This window comes from Pseudomonas ekonensis (assembly GCF_019145435.1).
Taxonomy (GTDB): Bacteria; Pseudomonadota; Gammaproteobacteria; order Pseudomonadales; family Pseudomonadaceae; genus Aquipseudomonas; species Aquipseudomonas ekonensis.
Map to the genome: position 1 here is coordinate 2,584,676 of NZ_JAHSTS010000001.1, position 17,033 is coordinate 2,601,708.

A 17,033-nucleotide genomic window follows, 5' to 3' on the forward strand; every position below is an offset into this window, starting at 1 on the left:
GTTTCTCAATCCAGAAATTCGGGTTTCTGTTTGCTCATGTGGGCGGCCATGGCCACGCGCAAGTCGGTGGATTGCAGCATGGCGGCGTTCCAGGTGGCAACGTACTCGAGGCCGTCGTCGATGCCATGGTCGCGCATGTAGCTGATCATGGCCTTGGTGCCGGCGACCGCGATCGGCGACTTGGCGGCGATCTCCCGGGCGATGTCCATCACGCCTTCGATCAGACTGTCCTTGTCGCCGTAGACGCGGTTGACCAGGCCGATGCTGCGCGCCTCTTCGGCGCCGAAGGTACGGCCGGTGTAGGCCAGCTCACGCAGCATGCCGTCGCCGACGATCCGTGGCAACCGTTGCAAGGTGCCGACGTCGGCGGCCATGCCGATGTCGATTTCCTTGATCGAGAATTGCGCGTCCTCGGCGGCATAGCGCATGTCGCACGCGGCGATCAGGTCGATGGCGCCGCCCAGGCAGTAGCCCTGAATGGCCGCCAGCACCGGCTTGCGGCAGTTGTCCACGGCATTGAACGAGGCTTGCAGGGTGAGGATCTTGCGCCGCAGCAGGCGCGCATTGCGGCCGACGTCCTTGCCCAGTTCGTTGGCCACGCCGGCCAGCATCATCAGGTCGATGCCGGAGGAGAAATGCTTGCCGGCGCCGCTGAGCACCACCGCCCGCACTTCGTCGGTGTCGTCGATCCACTGGAACACCTCAACGATCTCGCTCCAGAACGCGGCGTTCATCGAGTTGATCTTCTCCGGGCGGTTGATCTGCACATGGGCGACGTTGTCGGCCAGTTCGACGCTGAAGGCGGAGTATTGGGTCATGGCAGAAATCCTTTACCGGGCATTGAATGAGGCCCGCACTATAACAAGGCACCTTGACCGGCAGTAAGGCAGCGGTTCGGCCAAAAGCGGGACTGACCCGGCCTCGCCCCGAACCCTGCGGGAGTCAGCCCGCTGGCGATGAGGTCAGTGAGCGCGCCGCAGGGTTGCGCCCTGTGGAGGCTGGACTGACGCCATCGCCAGCAGGCTGGCTCCTACAGGTTCAACTGCCCTTCACCGCCACGAACGCCGCCGTTTCGTAAGGCACCGTCACCACATCCCGGCCCCGCAACTCGGGCTCGGAGAGGATCAGCGCACGGAGCCGCTCATCGACCTTCGCCCGCTGCGCCGCCGGCAGCGCGGCGATGAAACTGGTGGAACGCACCCGGTTGAAGATCACATCCTCCGGCGAGCCGGTGTGGCCGTGGTGAAAGCGCTGCACCTGCAACGGGCCGAACGCCGGATGGGGGAACGCCTGGCGCCAGGCGCCGGTGTAGTAGCGCGGCGTGTCGCCCTCCAGCGCGTTGACGATGGCGTCGAGCCTCGGCACCCAGCTCACTTGCGTGTCGCGCAGGTTCCAGATCAGCCCGAGCCGGCCGCCGGGCTTGAGCACCCGGGCGATTTCGTCCAGCGCCTCGGCGCTGGCGAACCAGTGAAACGCCTGGGCGCAGACCACCGCGTCCACCGAGGCGTCCGGCAACGGCAGGTCGGTCGCCGTGCCGCTGACCGCCAAGGCCTTGGGCCAGGTGACGGCAAGCCGGTCCAGCATCTGCGCCACCGGTTCCACGGCGATCACCTGGGCGCCGGTCGCCAGCAGCCGGCCGGTGAACTTGCCGGTGCCGGCGCCGAGGTCGATCACCGTCTTGTGGCTGTCGAGCCCGAGCGTGGCGCTCAGCCAGTCCTCCACTTGGGGCGGGTAGTCCGGACGGCCTTTGACATAAAGGTCGGCGGCGCTCTTGTAGCCGGCGGTGGCTGAGTGATGGACCTGATCTTTCATGGCGCACTCCAAAAAGACGACGGACGCCGACGAGCATAGCGTCCGGAATTGGGCTTACCTTGAACGAACCCTGACAAAGCGATGAATAAAAATTCACCCTGGGGTGTTCAAAGTGAAACGTGACCCACAGTGGAGCCTTGCCCATGACTATCCGTTCCGTTATGTTCGCCGCCCCGTTGCTGATGGCCGCCGTTCTGGCCAGTCCCCTCGCCTTCGCCCATGGCGATGAGGACGAGCCGGTCAAGGCACCGAACTGCCCAAAAGGCCAGGTGTACGACAGCAAGTCGCAGAAATGCGTCATGCAGACCAGCCACCTGCTGCCGGACGCCGACCGCACCGATTACGCCTACCGGCTGGCCAAGGCCGGCCGCTATGAAGAAGCCCTGGCGCTGCTCGACACCCTCCGGCAGCCGAACACCGCCAAGGCTTTGAATTACCGCGGCTACGCCACCCGCAAACTGGGGCGCACCGACGAAGGCATCGGCTATTACCTGCAATCGGTGAAGCTGGACCCGCAGTACGCGCAAGTGCGCGAGTACCTGGGCGAAGCCTACGTGGTGAAAGGCCGGATCGACCTGGCGCAGGAACAGCTGCAACACATCAAGGCGATCTGCGGCACGGCCTGCGAGGAGTACCGCGACCTGGCCGAAGCCATCAACGATTCATCGAAAACCTGACACGACACCCGGAGGCGATCATTTTCAGCGAACAGGCATTCAGAGCCGAACTGGGGCAACACCTGGCACGCCTGTGGCGCTACGGCCTGCTGTTGTCGCGCAACCGCCACGTGGCCGAGGATCTGGTGCAGGCCACCTGCGTGCGCGCCCTGGAGCGTGCCGGCCAATACGTGGCCGGCACGCGCATGGACCGCTGGCTGCTGAGCATCCTGCATTCGATCTGGCTCAATGAAGTGCGCGCCCGCCGGGTGCGCCAGGGCCAGGGCACCTCGGACGCCGACGGCCAGTTGGCGTTCGACGGCGAATACGCCGCCCAGACCCACGTGATGGCCGCGCAGGTGATCCGCCGGGTCGATGCCCTGCCGGAAACCCAGCGGGTGACCGTCTACCTGGCCTATGTCGAAGGGCTGTCCTACCGCGAAGTCGCCGAGATCCTGCAGGTGCCCATCGGCACGGTCATGAGCCGCCTGGCCACCGCGCGCCTGAAACTGGCCGAATACCCGCCGCTGCAAGCGGTGCCGAACACCCCCGCAGGAGACCGGCAATGAATACGCCTTCGGACGAGCGACTGGTGGCGTACCTGGACGACGAGATCGACCGCGAGCAACGCGACCTGCTGGACACCGCCATCACCGACGACCCGCTGCTGAGCCTGCGCGTGCAGTGGCTGGCCCGCAGCAACCTGCCGTTCCGGGACGCCTACGACGAACTGGCCCGCCAGGCGCCGCTGGAACGGTTGCAAGCCAGGCTGGACGCCGCGCCCTCCCCGGCCCGCCCCGGCATCAGCCGGCGCTGGTTCATCGGTGCCGCCGCAGCCGCCCTGGCGCTGGGCGGCGTGGCGGCCGACCGCCTGTTCCTCGGCTGGCAGGCGCGGCAGCCGCACAACTGGCGGGCGATGGTCGGCGACTACATGGCGCTGTACGTGCCGCAGACCCTCGAGCACCTGCCCACCGACGAAGCCTCTCAGCGCGCCCAGTTGCGCACCGTCGATGCGCGGCTGGGCCTGAACCTGACCGTCGCGCAGCTGAAACTGCCCGGCGCCGAGCTCAAGCGCGCGCAACTGCTGGAGTACGACGGCATGCCCATCGCCCAGCTGACCTGGCTGGACGCCGCCCACGGCCCGCTGGCGCTGTGCGTCATCCGCGCCAACAGCGGCAGCCGGCCCCTGGCCCACGAGCGGCGGCACACGATGAACGTGGTGTACTGGACGGAACGCGAGCACGCGTGGATGCTGATCGGCCACAATCCGCCCGCCGACCTGGAGGCGCTGGCGAAAATGTTTAAAGAACGGCTCGGCGCCTGAGCGGGCCGGTCGCTATGCTGGGTAAGTGATTATCCAGGGAGGAACACTGTTTATGCCGATTTCACCACGCTCCGCATTGCTGGTCATCGACGTCCAGAACGACTTCATTCCCGGCGGCCGGTTGCCGGTGCCCGAAGGCGACCTGATCGTCCCGTTGGTCAACCGCCTCGGCGCCCGCTTCAAGCAAGTCATCGCCGCCCAGGACTGGCATCCGGCCGGCCACGCGTCGTTTGCCTCAAGCCACCCCGGCCACGGCCCTTACGATGTGGTCCACCTGCCGTACGGTGAGCAGACCCTCTGGCCGGACCATTGCGTGCAGGGCTCGCCGGGGGCCGAGTTTCACCCGGGGCTGGATCTGCCCCACACGCAATTGATCATCCGCAAGGGCTGCAATCCCGACATCGACAGCTATTCGGCGTTTCTGGAGGCGGACCGGGCCACCGTCACGGGCCTGGCCGGTTACCTGAAGGAGCGCGGCATCGACACCGTTTACGTGGTCGGGCTGGCCCTGGACTTCTGCGTGATGTTCACCGCGCTGGATGCGCGGGCGGCCGGCTTCAATGCCTTCGTGGTGATGGACGCCTGCCGGGCCATCGACCACAACGGCTCGCTGGCCGCAGCGGTCGAACGGATGCAGGTGGCGGGCGTCGGCCTGATCCAGTCCAACGACCTTCTCTAGCCGCAGCCCCTCGTGGCGAGGGAGCTTGCTCCCTCGCCGCAGAATCAGACCGGGGTCGGCAGGCACAGCCGGAACCGCGCCCCGCCCAGCGGAGAACTCTCCACGGTCAGCGTGCCGCCCTGGGCTTCCAGGGCCCGGCGGCTGATCGCCAGCCCCAGGCCAAAACCGCCGGTGGCCCGGTCGCGGCTGCGGTCGAGCCGGTAGAACGGCTCGAAGATCCGCTCGCGCTCGTCGTCCGGAATACCGATGCCGTCGTCGTCCACCCAGATCTCGCAGCCCTTGGGGCACACCTGCACGCCGACCTGGATGCGCTTCTCGCAGTAGCGCATGGCATTGCGCAGCAGGTTCTGCAGGGCCCTGGCGGTCAGGCGCGGATCCAGCGTGAAGCGCTCAAGCTGACCGTGCAGCAGCACGTCGATGACGACCTCCGAGGACTCCTGCTCGTCATCGACGCTGCCCAGGATGCTGTCGATGAACTCGTCCAGCGACACCTCGACCTGCTCCGGCAGCTTCGCCGGATTCTGCAGGCGGCTGTAGGACAGCAATTCCAGCACCAGGTCGTCCAGCTCGCGGATGTGCGCGACCAGCCCTTGCAGACGCTCGCGGCTGGCCGCCGGCAAGTCGTCGGACAGCGCCAGCGCCAGGCCGAAGTCCAGGCGGGTCAGCGGCGTGCGCAATTCGTGGGAGACCGCGTTGAGCAGGTCGCGCTGCTGGTTGAGCAGGCTCTCGATATCGCTGGCCATGGTGTCGAACACATGGGCCAGGCTGCCGATGTTCGAGCTTTGGGCGATCTGCGTGCGCTCGCTCAAATGGCCCTTGCCGAACCGTTCGGCCGTGCGCTTGAGACGCTCCAGGTCGCGCCAGTGCGGGCGCAGCCACAGCAGCAGGCACGCCAGCATCGTCGCGCCGATCAGCACGTTGATGCTCCAGTACAGCAGGTTGACGTCCATCGGATCCGGCGGCACCACCATCCGCACCGCCATCTCGTCGTTGAGCGGCGTCACCGCCAGGGTGCGCCAGCCCCAATCGCCGATGCGCACCACGTTTTCGCCCTTGAGCAGGCGCTCGCGCTCAGGCGCGGTGAAGTCGGCGTCGTCGATGCGCGCCAGCACGATGTGCAGCGGCTGGAAATCCTTGTCCATCGAAGCCGCCACTTCTGGCCAGCGCTCCGGCGGCGCGGCGCGGAACTGTTTGGTGATCAGCGACTGCAAGCCCCGCGAGAATTCCAGGTTGTAGGTGATGAAGCGGTCCCGGAAGGCCATCACCACCAGGTCCGGCATCAGGTAGGTCGCGGCGCTGAACGAGACGATCGTCACCAGATAGAGGCGGAACAGGATTCTGAACATCGGCTCAGCATTCCCACTCGGAACGGCTGAACAGGTAGCCCTTGCCCCACACCGTCTTGATCTTGCGCGCCTCGCCGGCATGGTCGTCGAACTTGCGCCGCAGCTTGGAGATGGCCACGTCCACCGAACGGTCGGTGCCGTTGAACTCGATGCCGCGCAGGCGTTGCAGGATCTGGTCGCGGCTCAGCACTTCGCCGGCGTGGCGGGCCAGCACCACCAGCAGGTTGTATTCGCCGCTGGACAGCTCCACCGCCTGCCCGCGCCAGGTCACGGTGCGCTCCGACAGGTCGATGCACAGGTTGCCCATGACGATCCGGTCGTTGACCGTCAGCGGTTCGCCCAGGCTGCTGCGGCGCAGCAAGGTGCGCACCCGGGCCAGCAGCACCCGGGGCTCGCAAGGCTTGGTGACGTAGTCGTCGGCGCCCATCTCCAGGCCCAGCACCTGATCGTGGCTGTCGTCGCGGGCCGTGAGCATCAGGATCGGCAGCGTCGCCGAGTCGGCGCGCAGCAGGCGGCACACCTGCAGGCCGTCGAGGCCCGGCAGCATCAGGTCGAGGATCACCAGGTCCGGCGGGCTGAGCCGCGCCCGCTCGCGCACATGGTCGCCGCGGCCGATCACGCTGACGGAATAACCGTTGCGCTCCAGGTAGCTGGCAATCAGTTCGGCGAGGGCGGTGTCGTCTTCGACCAGGAGGATGTTGGGCATTGATGATCCAGAAAGTGCTGTGGCGACCGGCAGGGCCTCTTCGCGGGCAAGCCCGCTCCCACAGTGGCCTGGGTCGATCACAAAGTCTGTGTCCACAACCAATCACTGTGGGAGCGGGCTTGCCCGCGAAGGCGGCCTGTTTGTCGCAATAAATTTCAAGGCATAAAGGATATACGCCCTCACCCGTCCCTGACTAAAACCCTTACACAATTTCACACAGCGCCTACAAAGCTTCACCGCTGCCGGCGGTCGCTGCCCGTAGGATTCGCCCATCAACATTGGGGGTGGTACATGTCGAAGAAACTGCTGGCCGGGCTCGGCCTGATCGCAACGGCGCTGGCGCTCGGCGCCTGTGGTGCGTCCTCGGACAGCGAAGAGCAGGCGCCGCCGGCGACGGTGCGGATCGAGACCCTCAAGGCCCATCCCCTGTCGCTCAGCAGCGAGCTGAGCGGACGCATCGCCGCGCCGCGCATCGCCGAGGTGCGGGCGCGGGTGGCCGGCGTGGTGCTGCAGCGCACCTTCCGCGAAGGCAGCGACGTGAAAAAGGGCGACGTGCTGTTCCGCATCGACCCCGCCCCGTTCAAGGCTGACCTGGACAGCGCCGAAGCCGCGCTGCGCAAGGCCGAGGCCAATGCGTTCCAGGCCACGCTGCAAGAGCAGCGCTACGCCCAGTTGATCGGCGACAAGGCCATCAGCGCCCAGGACTACGACAACGCCCGGGCCAACGCGCGGCAGACCGCCGCCGACGTCGCCGCCAACAAGGCGGCCGTCGAACGGGCGAAGCTGAATCTGGGCTACGCCACCGTCACCGCGCCGATCTCCGGACGCGTCGGCCGGGCGCTGGTGACCGAAGGCGCACTGGTCGGCCAGAACGAAAGCACGCCGCTGGCGCTGATCCAGCAGCTCGACCCGATCCACGCCGACGTCACCCAGTCGACCCGCGAGCTCAACGAATTGCGCCGCGCCTTCCGCTCCGGCCAGTTGCAGCAGGTCGGCCAGGATCAGGTCAAGGCCACGCTGATCCAGGACGACGGCAGCCTCTACCCGTTGCCGGGCAAGCTGCTGTTCGCCGACATCACCGTCGATCCGGGCACCGGTCAGATCATCCTGCGCAGCGAGTTCCCCAACCCGGACCTGGACCTGTTGCCCGGCAGTTTCGTGCGCGTGCGCCTGGAGCAAGCGGTCATCCGCGAGGGCCTCACCGTGCCGCAGCGGGCCGTGCAGCGCGACAGCGCCGGCATCGCCCAGGTGCTGACCCTCGACGACCACCTGCGCGTTGCCCAGCAGCCGGTGCAACTGGGCGCAGTGCAGAACGACCGCTGGATCGTCACCGGCGGCCTCAAGCCGGGCGACCGCATCATCGTCGAAGGCTTGCAGCACGCCCGTCCCGGCGAAACCGTGCAGATCGACGACACCCCTCTTCCACTCGCCCAGACCTCCGGGCAGTAAGCAGGACACTTTTTTATGCCGCAGTTCTTTATCGACCGCCCGGTGTTCGCCTGGGTGGTCGCCCTGTTCATCCTGTTGGCCGGCGCGCTGTCGATTCCGCAGTTGCCGGTGGCCCAGTACCCGGACGTCGCGCCGCCGCAGATCGAAATCTACGCCGTGTACCCCGGCGCCTCGGCGCAGACCGTCGACGAGAGCGTGGTCAGCCTGATCGAGGAAGAGCTCAACGGCGCCGATCACCTGCTGTATTTCGAATCGCAAAGCAGCCTCGGCAGCGCCACGATCAAGGCGACTTTCCAGCCGGGCACCAACCCGGAACTGGCGCAGGTCGATGTGCAGAACCGCCTCAAGGCCGTGGAGTCGCGCCTGCCGCAAGCGGTCAACCAGCAAGGCTTGCAGGTGGAGAAAGTCTCCGCCGGTTTCCTGCTGCTGATCACCCTCACCTCCAGCGACGGCAAGCTCGACGACGTGGCGCTCAGCGATTACCTGGCGCGCAACGTGATGAACGAGATCAAACGCATCGACGGCGTCGGCAAGGCCCAGCTGTACGGTGCCGAGCGGGCGATGCGGATCTGGATCGATCCGCAGAAGCTGATCGGCTTCAACCTGACCCCGGCCGACGTCAACGCCGCCATCGCCGCGCAGAACGCGCAGGTGTCCGCCGGCAGCATCGGCGACCTGCCCGCGCCGAAGGCCCAGGAGATCACCGCCACGGTGTTGGTCAAAGGCCAGTTGTCGACGCCGGAAGAGTTCGCCGACATCGTGCTCAAGGCCAACCCCGACGGCTCCACCGTGCGCATCGGCGATGTGGCGCGGGTCGAGGTCGGCAGCCAGGAATACCAGTTCGGCACCCGCTTGAACGGCAAGCCGTCCACCGCCGTGGGCGTGCAGCTGTCGCCGGGGGCCAACGCCCTCAACACCGCCACCCTGATCCGGGCGAAGATGGACGAGCTGTCGCGCTACTTCCCGGCGGGCGTTGCGTACAAGATCCCCTACGACACCTCGCCGTTCGTGAAGGTCTCGATCACCAAAGTGGTCTACACCCTCGGCGAAGCGATGTTGCTGGTGTTCGCGGTGATGTTCCTGTTCCTGCAGAACGTACGCTACACGCTGATCCCGACCCTGGTGGTGCCGGTCGCCCTGATGGGCACCTTCGCCACGATGCTGGCGCTGGGGTACTCGATCAACGTGCTGACCATGTTCGGCATGGTGCTGGCCATCGGCATTCTGGTGGACGACGCCATCGTGGTGGTGGAGAACGTCGAGCGGATCATGGCCGCCGAAGGCCTGTCGCCCAAGGACGCCACCCGCAAGGCGATGGGGCAAATCACCGGTGCGATCATCGGCATCACCCTGGTGCTGGTGGCGGTGTTCATTCCGATGGCGTTCATGCACGGCTCGGTGGGCGTGATCTACCGCCAGTTCTCGCTGTCGATGGCCACCTCGATCCTGTTCTCAGCGTTTCTGGCCCTGACCCTGACGCCCGCGTTGTGCGCCACCCTGCTCAAGCCGATCGCCCAGGGCGAACACCATGAGAAGGCCGGGTTCTTCGGCTGGTTCAACCGCCGCTTCGAACGGCTGACGGCGCGCTATCAGGGCTGGGTGGGGTATGCGCTCAAGCGCAGCGGGCGCTACCTGCTGATCTACGTCGTGCTGCTGGCGGGCCTGGGCGTTTGCTTTGCCCGGCTGCCCTCCTCGTTCCTGCCCACGGAAGACCAGGGCTACACCATCACCGACATCCAACTGCCGCCGGGCGCGACCCAGAACCGCACGGTGCAGGTGGCCGAACAGCTTGAGGCGCACAACGCCGGCGAGCCGGGCATCAGCGACAGCGTGGTGATCCTGGGCTTCAGCTTCTCCGGCAGCGGGCAGAACGCCGCATTGGCCTTCTCCACGCTCAAGGACTGGTCCGAACGCGGCAGCGACGACTCGGCCGCGTCCATCGCCGACCGCGCCAACGCCGCGCTGAGCCAGGTCAAGGACGCCGTGGCCTTCGCCGTGCTGCCGCCGCCGGTGGACGGCCTCGGCACCTCCAGCGGCTTCGAGTTCCGCCTGCAGGACCGCGGCGGCCTCGGCCACGCCGCACTGATGGCGGCGCGCACCGAACTGCTCGACGCCGCCGAGAAGAGCCCGGTGCTGATGAACGTGCGCGAGAGCGCGCTGGCCGAAGCGCCGCAGGTGCAGCTGGAGGTCGACCGCCGGCAGGCCAACGCGCAGGGCGTGTCGTTCGCCGACATCAGCAACGTGCTGGCCAGCGCGGTCGGTTCGACCTACGTCAACGACTTCCCCAACCAGGGCCGCATGCAGCGGGTGGTGGTGCAGGCCGAAGGCGACCGCCGCAGCCAGGTGGACGACCTGCTGAAAATGCACGTGCGCAACGACGCCGGGAAAATGGTGCCGCTGTCGGCGTTCGTCCAGGCCAAGTGGACGCAAGGCCCGACCCAGCTGACCCGCTACAACGGCTACCCGGCCATCGCCATTTCCGGCGAACCGTCGCCCGGCCACACCACCGGCGAAGCCATGGCCGAGATCGAGCGGCTGGTGGCCCAGGGGCCCAATGGCCTGGGCCAGGAATGGACGGGGCTGTCGCTGCAGGAACGGCTGTCCGGCAGCCAGGCGCCGATCCTGCTCGGGCTGTCGCTGCTGATCGTGTTCCTGTGTCTGGCGGCGCTGTACGAGAGTTGGTCGATCCCGACTTCGGTGCTGCTGGTGGTGCCGCTGGGCGTGCTCGGTGCGGTGCTGGCGGTGACCCTGCGCGGGATGCCCAACGACGTGTTCTTCAAGGTCGGGCTGATCACCATCATCGGCCTGTCGGCGAAGAACGCGATCCTGATCATCGAGTTCGCCAAGAGCCTGTACGACGACGGCCACGACCTGCTCGACGCCACCCTGCAGGCCGCCCGCATGCGTCTGCGACCGATCGTGATGACGTCGCTGGCGTTCATCCTCGGCGTGGTGCCGCTGGCCATCGCCACCGGCGCAAGCTCGGCGAGCCAGCAGGCCATCGGCACCGGGGTGATCGGCGGGATGATCACGGCGACGTTGGCGGTCATCTTCGTGCCGATGTTCTTTGTGGTGGTGATGAAGCTGGTGCGCAGATCCGGCCGCCACTGATCGATCGGGGGAGCGGGCGTCCTCGCGGACGCCATCGCGCCCCCACATGAGCTAAGGTGTCAGCAAACCCTGACCCCACGAGCCCCCATGCGCTTTCTCGCCCGCACCCACCCTCGCCTCTCCGCCGCCGCGCTGTTCGGCATCGCCGTCGGCCTGCTCACACCCAACGCTTCCCTCGTCAGCAAAATCCTGATCGGCTGGAACGCCGGCGTCTGGACCTATCTGGCGCTGATGCTCTGGCTGACCGCCCGGGCCAAGGCCCCGGACGTCAAACGCATCGCGGAAATGGAAGACGAGAACGCCGGGCTGGTGCTGCTGATGGTGAGCATCGCCGCCCTGGCCAGCCTCGCCACCATCACCTTCGAACTGGTGGGCAGCAAGGACCTGGAAACCACCCGCAAGCTGCTGCACTACGGCTTCACCGCGCTGACGGTGATCGGCTCATGGCTGCTGATCGGGGTGATCTTCAGCGTGCACTACGCCCGCCTCTATTACACCTGGGACGGCAAGGAACCGGCCCTGCGCTTCGCCGAAGGCCTGACCACGCCCAACTACTGGGACTTCCTGTACTTCTCGTTCACCATCGGCGTCGCGGTGCAGACCTCTGACGTGGGCGTCGCCACCCGCGAGCTGCGCAAGATCGTGCTGGCGCAGTCGTTGATCGGGTTTGTGTTCAATACGGCGATCCTGGGGTTCTCGATCAATATTGCGGCGGGGTTGTTCGGATGACGAGCACCGAACATCAGCAGGATCCAACTGGGCTCACCTGTCAACTCTGACAGTTTACAAGCCGACTGGCGAAGCGTGTCATAGGGCAATCCCGCCAACTGTTTGCAGGGCGAGATATTACTTTTCATGACAATGGAGTTTGTACCGATGAACGCATTCGCAAAAGTAGTCACTCAACCTATGTTGCTGGGATCCTGCCAAGGCACCATCGACGGCACCGAAGAATTCCGGGCCGGGCTGGTGGAGCTGTCGGAAGCCTCCTATCCGCCACCTCATGGCGAGGCCTATGTGATGCTGGCGACGCAGCGAAAGCCAGGACCGGACTACACAACCAAAGAATTGAAGATCTCTTTCTCCAAAGGTTGGCCCGATGGCAACTACGGGCTGTATGCAGACGCCTACACGGTTCGCGTGCTGTTCATCGACAGCTCGATTCCCGCTAAGCCGGTGGTCTATACCCAGTACCAGGGGATCGCCAGGGTTGCCTATGACACGGAGTCTTCAACGTTTTCCGGAGAAATCAGCGCGGCTCTTGAAAACCGGGATGAAGACACCCCCAGAACCGTGAACATCAAGGTCGATTTCGAAGCCTTCCCCAACGTCCGGAACCGCCGCATTCCACGTCGCCCCTCACCTCGGGCACATTGCTGAACAGTTGACTGTGCAGACAACAAAAAGGAGGCCTAAGCCTCCTTTTTGTTCAACCCCGCTTCACCCTCAAAACGCGTAGCGCAACCCCAGGGTCAGTCCGCCCGGCTGCCTGAAATTTTTCCCGTCGCTGTATTCATAGTCCGCATGGATCTGCAGTTTGTCGGTCATCGACGCCGCGATGCCCGCCCCCAGCTTTACGCGCGATCCGGACAGGTTGTTCTTGAACACATTGTCGTTGACCGTCACCTCATTGTTCTTCTCGAACTCATAGGCCCCGGCGACACGCACGTAAGGTTGCAGCTCGATATCGTCCTGAACCTTGAAGTTGCGACCGGCGGTGACCCCGACCTCACCCAGCAGCGATCGGGCCTGGCCGCCATCGGCCTGCAAGTTGTTGTCCAGCGAGAAATCCTTGCCTTGAACCGTCACCGCCGACCATTGGGTGTACGGCTCGACGAAATAGCCCCCATCCAGCTTGATGTGCCGCCCGACCTCGATCGAACCACCGACTCCGGTATTGTCGTAGTCGCCCTTGGCCCGGCCACCATCGCTCAGGCCGACCTTGGCCTCGTTGCGAAACCGGTTCACCTTCAGCACCGCATCGGCGTAGTAGCCGTCGACCGGATCGAGCCAGGTGGCATAGGCGCCCAGGTAGTAACTGTCGACCTCACCGGACGTGCCGGCGTCCAGATCGAGGTCGGACGCGCTGTGCCCCCCCATGACCCCCACCAGCCATTGCCCTTCCCCCAACGCCGCGTCGGCACCCAGCGTGAACCCGCGCTGGGTCTGATCGTAACCGGTGCCCGAACCGTCCGCGATCTGGAACTTGTTGCCGTAGGTGCGTCCCCAAGCACCGGACCGGCCCGGGTTCATGCGCAACTCACCCATGCGGGTGCGCAGCGACGTCAGCTCGCCGTACCACGTCGGCAATGGCGTATTGAACAGTGCCAGCACCGAACGCGTGCCCGGACTCACGACCCGTGTCGACGGATCAAGAATCCAGTCATTGCCGCTCTTGGCCAGCGCGTAGGAATAGGCGCCTTGATCCACCACTCCTCCAACCAAGGAAAACTGCGCGTCCCCACCGGCGGTCTTGACGACGGTCACCGGTTGCCCGGCCGCAGGCTCGGTGCCGCTGCTGGCGATCAGCAATTCGTGGGAGCCGGTGGCGCTGCCGGTGACGTTCAACAGGTCGGTCTGTCCGGTGGCCAGGTCGGTGCCCATGATGAAACGACCGTTACCGGACAGCTCGCTCACGTTCAATTGATAAAAGGCATTGTCCGCACCGAACTTCACGGCACCGCCATTGAGCGCAAGCTTGCCGACCTGGCTGTCGCCCACCAGCACCCACTGGGACGTGTCGTTGATCGTCGCACTGGCCACATTGTCGAGCCGGCCGGTCAGCACGGAACCGTTCTGCAAGGTCAGATCGGTGTTGCTGCCGGTTTGCGTAACGATGTTGCCGTTCAAGGTGCTGGCGTTGACGACCATCGACACGTCCGCACCGCCCTTGACTTCAAGCAAGGTGCCGTTGCTGGCCAGCAACCGTGAGTTGTTGAGCGTCACGGTTGCCGTCGACTGCTGGAAATTGTCAAAGTCCACCACGATCGCCGAACCGTTCTTGCCCTGCACGGTGGTGTTGTCCAGGTTCAATGCGGCGGGTGCCACGCCGGTTTGATCCAGTTCAATGAAAACACCGTCCTTGGCGCCGGTGATCGTGCTGTTTCTGGCCGTGGCTTCGGCACTCTGCAGCCACAGGCCATACCCGGTGGTGCCTGTCCCTTCAAGGGACGAATCAGTCAGGTCGATGACGCTGTGGGAAGAGGCGAACGCTCCGGCATCCACACCTGTGATGGTGCTGTTGCCGGAGATGGTCAGGGTGGAACCGTTCTGGGTGGTGGAGAACCGAACAGCGGACACACCGAAGAAATCGCCGCTGACCGTGCTGTTGTCGATACGCCCCTGACTGGACACCAACTCCAGGGCCGTCTGCCCGCTGGTGCCGGTCACGTGGGCGCCGCTCACATTGACCACCGAGCCGTTGCTCGCCGAAATCGCCCCGGTGCGTCCGCCGGCGTTGACATTGACCGTCGAGCTGTCCGCGTTGATGCCCAGCGTCTCGGCGCCATTGACGGTCAAGGTTGCGTTCTGACTCAAGAACCAGCTGTCGACAGGATCGCCATTGTTGAGCGTCACACTGCCGCCCACAATCGGTGCAGCCAGCGTGAAGGAAGAAAACATCAGCGCCGGGAGGCTCAGCGCCCGCCCCTTCAGCGCAGGAAGAGAAAGCGACAAGAAGTTGAGATGCATACTGGACACCTGCTTGGAAGAGTGAGTGACAGCACGGCAGGTGTTGGAATCCACTGCCTGGCCAAAAAGTTCGCAAGGCTATCGAGTAATTACGCAGTTTTATGTAGGAATAGTCTCTATATATGAGGGAAAAGTCCTCAGCATGACATTGGAGCGAAAAACCAAAACAACAGAGGCGGACATGAAGATCACTCGTGTCCGCCGCTGCCACGCATCACCCGTCAAGGTGTTGGAATTGGGTTTGCCACTTCACAGTAGTCATCGTTGTTGTCCTGCAGGAATACGAAATGAATCGCGGGATCAGACTCCTGAACGACGCCTGTAATGGTATAAGTCAACTTCCCGAACCCATCCGACACCGGTTTGAAGTGGGTTTCATAGTCTCCGATATCCAGCGCAAGACCTTCAGCAGGAACCGGATCGGGAATGACTATATCTTTTTCAACCTCAGTACCATCGATAGGAACAGTAGCGGCTTCATCCGTATACCCTGCCCACTTCAGCGTGACTGTTCTTCCGGCCACCATCGAAGTGCTGGGTGGAATGACAACTTTCAGGTTGCGACGATTAGTTCCATCTCCCGGCGGGACAAAGTTCAAGGTCGGACAGGCAATCGCATCATTTTCAAGTGCCTGCACCAACGGCTTGGGCAACTCGATCTTGGAGATATTGACATCGACGTCTTGCTCTCTTGACCAAACGGAATTATTGCCGCCAACCGCTGACAACACCCATTTCAGCTTGACCGTCCCCATCGGTTTCTTGGCAATCACCTCCCACGGCACCGTAACCGCTTCAATTTCGGTGCCCTCTTCTCCTGGCGACAGGAAGTAAGCCGGTGCCAGCTCATTGTCGTCATACCAGACCGTAATGCTCAGGCCCGCTTCTGTCGGTGGTGCGTCGTACAGCCGGATAAAGACTTTGGCGTCCTGACCGTAGTCGTTGTCGTCAAGGGTGTTGTCCACCCCTTGCGACGAAACGAGCCGAGGCAGCTCCAGCGCCGGGTTGACCGGATCCGGCTCATCCGGGTTCACCGGGCCGGGATAGGAGATGTCTACCTGGATGTCGACTTTTTCCTCGGCGATTTTGTTACCCGAGCCGCGCAGCATGACGTAGCTCACAGTGGTCGGCACCGGGCCATCAGTGGCGCCGTAGGCGGTTTTGATGATCGCGTAATCCACCGTAAAGATCAGGGTGGTTTTCGTCTCAACCCTTTGGTCTTCAAGTTCTTCGCCCTGCCAGGAGACGACGATCAAATCGTTGGGAGAACTGGGTTGAGGCACCGGCACCTCCACCGTGACCCCTGCGTTGCAATCCGCGATGTCGATCAACGTGTCGCCACCGGTTCCGTCCGCCAAAGGCACAACCGGAGGCTCTGCCACAGGCGGTTTCAAGCGTCTCACCGTGCGCTGATTGACTTTCGACCGGCGGCTGATGTTGCCGGGCAAATCCTTCGTGATGAACGTCAGCGTATTGAGGCCTTCCTTGGAGTTCTCGAAAACCGAAATGGGGATTGTGATTTGCTGACTGGCCGGGATCACAACTCCGCTCAGGACAGGGGTGGCATAAGCAGGATCCGCCGGGTCGCCCCAATAGACATCGACCGTGTCCGTACTTTCATAGTTTGCGGCTCGGGGCAATGTAATGACGATGCCCCCCGGATTCGCCACGAGATATTCTTCGTCGATCTCCTTTGTGGGCGGCAGGTCCGCAGGAAAAGCGGCAGCGGCCGGAGAGAAGTCGGAGGCCGGGTTCTTGACCTTGTAGGGCGGTGTCTTGTCGATACTGTAGTTCGCGACGGTTTCAGGGCTGGGGTTGACGTTGGCGGCGAACATCACATACACCAACTCATACGCGGTGGGAGCCTCCGGTGTCGTCAACTCTTTGAGCTGCGCAACCGGGATGGTCAAAGGCAACGGCCAAACACGATCCGCCAACGGCCCCAGCGCTCTACGAGTCTCGATCGGAATCTGTGTAGGGTTACCGGCTACCCGCAAAAACACGCTCAATGTATCCCTCGCATGCTCGGAGACCGGCCTTGGGATCCGGTACTCCAGATCACTGCCCAATGCAGCGACCGGAATGCGCAGATCACCTCCCGGCAACGTCTGCGCAGGAATGGTTGCGGGATCCAACAGGATGGTTCCCCCTTGTAACGATACGGGTTGATTCAAACTGAGACTGCCGATTTTTGCGTTCATGAGCCACTCTCCATATTGTTTGACCGCGCGGATCTCACCCAAGAAACCTGCGCAACTGC

Annotated in this window: 14 protein-coding genes; 8 read left to right on the forward strand and 6 right to left on the reverse strand. The window is 64.2% G+C overall.

What is annotated here, in order from left to right; all coding sequences use genetic code 11:
* Window positions 1–5: 5 nt before the first annotated feature.
* Both KVG96_RS11390 and KVG96_RS11395 read right to left on the reverse strand, forming a co-directional pair.
* Window positions 6–818 (reverse strand): crotonase/enoyl-CoA hydratase family protein, encoded by an 813-nt coding sequence (locus KVG96_RS11390; RefSeq protein WP_217892155.1) that lies wholly within the window; start codon window positions 816–818, stop codon window positions 6–8.
* A 220-nt stretch (window positions 819–1,038) separates the two neighbouring features.
* On the reverse strand, window positions 1,039–1,812 hold the full coding sequence (locus KVG96_RS11395; protein WP_217892156.1) for a class I SAM-dependent methyltransferase: 774 nt from the start codon (window positions 1,810–1,812) through the stop codon (window positions 1,039–1,041).
* Window positions 1,813–1,955: 143 nt separating this feature from the next.
* Between KVG96_RS11395 and KVG96_RS11400 the strand changes: the two genes are divergently transcribed.
* The 4 genes from KVG96_RS11400 (at window position 1,956) to pncA (ending at window position 4,471) form a co-directional block, all read left to right on the forward strand.
* Window positions 1,956–2,489, forward strand: a complete 534-nt coding sequence (locus KVG96_RS11400; RefSeq protein WP_217892157.1) for a tetratricopeptide repeat protein — start codon at window positions 1,956–1,958, stop codon at window positions 2,487–2,489.
* A gap of 89 nt (window positions 2,490–2,578) precedes the next feature.
* Window positions 2,579–3,037 carry a sigma-70 family RNA polymerase sigma factor gene (locus KVG96_RS11405; RefSeq protein ID WP_264082379.1) on the forward strand — a complete coding sequence of 153 codons (459 nt, stop codon included), beginning with the start codon at window positions 2,579–2,581 and terminating at the stop codon, window positions 3,035–3,037.
* The gene (locus KVG96_RS11410; protein WP_217892158.1) at window positions 3,034–3,792 is read left to right on the forward strand and encodes an anti-sigma factor family protein; all 759 of its coding nucleotides are present in this window, start codon (window positions 3,034–3,036) and stop codon (window positions 3,790–3,792) included. Before KVG96_RS11405 ends, KVG96_RS11410 begins: the two co-directional genes overlap by 4 nt.
* A gap of 52 nt (window positions 3,793–3,844) precedes the next feature.
* Window positions 3,845–4,471 (forward strand): bifunctional nicotinamidase/pyrazinamidase, encoded by a 627-nt coding sequence (gene pncA / locus KVG96_RS11415; RefSeq protein WP_217892159.1) that lies wholly within the window; start codon window positions 3,845–3,847, stop codon window positions 4,469–4,471.
* 44 nt (window positions 4,472–4,515) lie between these two features.
* On the opposite strand, the gene KVG96_RS11420 is transcribed toward pncA, so the two are convergent.
* Together KVG96_RS11420 and KVG96_RS11425 are read right to left on the reverse strand one after the other, a co-directional pair.
* Window positions 4,516–5,817 (reverse strand): ATP-binding protein, encoded by a 1,302-nt coding sequence (locus KVG96_RS11420; protein WP_217892160.1) that lies wholly within the window; start codon window positions 5,815–5,817, stop codon window positions 4,516–4,518.
* 4 nt (window positions 5,818–5,821) lie between these two features.
* Window positions 5,822–6,523: a response regulator gene (locus KVG96_RS11425; protein WP_085583841.1), complete on the reverse strand. Its 702-nt coding sequence runs from the start codon at window positions 6,521–6,523 to the stop codon at window positions 5,822–5,824.
* A gap of 291 nt (window positions 6,524–6,814) precedes the next feature.
* On the opposite strand from KVG96_RS11425, the gene KVG96_RS11430 reads away from it, so the two are divergent.
* The 4 genes from KVG96_RS11430 (at window position 6,815) to KVG96_RS11445 (ending at window position 12,463) form a co-directional block, all read left to right on the forward strand.
* Entirely contained in the window at window positions 6,815–7,972 is a 1,158-nt protein-coding gene (locus tag KVG96_RS11430; RefSeq protein WP_217892161.1) for an efflux RND transporter periplasmic adaptor subunit, read from the forward strand.
* Window positions 7,973–7,987: 15 nt separating this feature from the next.
* The gene (locus KVG96_RS11435; protein WP_217892162.1) at window positions 7,988–11,083 is read left to right on the forward strand and encodes a multidrug efflux RND transporter permease subunit; all 3,096 of its coding nucleotides are present in this window, start codon (window positions 7,988–7,990) and stop codon (window positions 11,081–11,083) included.
* 87 nt (window positions 11,084–11,170) lie between these two features.
* Window positions 11,171–11,812 carry a DUF1345 domain-containing protein gene (locus KVG96_RS11440; RefSeq protein WP_217892163.1) on the forward strand — a complete coding sequence of 214 codons (642 nt, stop codon included), beginning with the start codon at window positions 11,171–11,173 and terminating at the stop codon, window positions 11,810–11,812.
* A gap of 147 nt (window positions 11,813–11,959) precedes the next feature.
* Window positions 11,960–12,463, forward strand: a complete 504-nt coding sequence (locus KVG96_RS11445) for a hypothetical protein (RefSeq protein WP_217892164.1) — start codon at window positions 11,960–11,962, stop codon at window positions 12,461–12,463.
* Window positions 12,464–12,529: 66 nt separating this feature from the next.
* Here the strand turns inward: KVG96_RS11445 and KVG96_RS11450 are convergent, their stop codons facing one another.
* Together KVG96_RS11450 and KVG96_RS11455 are read right to left on the reverse strand one after the other, a co-directional pair.
* Entirely contained in the window at window positions 12,530–14,773 is a 2,244-nt protein-coding gene (locus tag KVG96_RS11450; protein ID WP_217892165.1) for an autotransporter outer membrane beta-barrel domain-containing protein, read from the reverse strand.
* Between the two features lie 221 nt (window positions 14,774–14,994).
* Entirely contained in the window at window positions 14,995–16,974 is a 1,980-nt protein-coding gene (locus KVG96_RS11455; protein WP_217892166.1) for a hypothetical protein, read from the reverse strand.
* Window positions 16,975–17,033 lie beyond the last annotated feature (59 nt).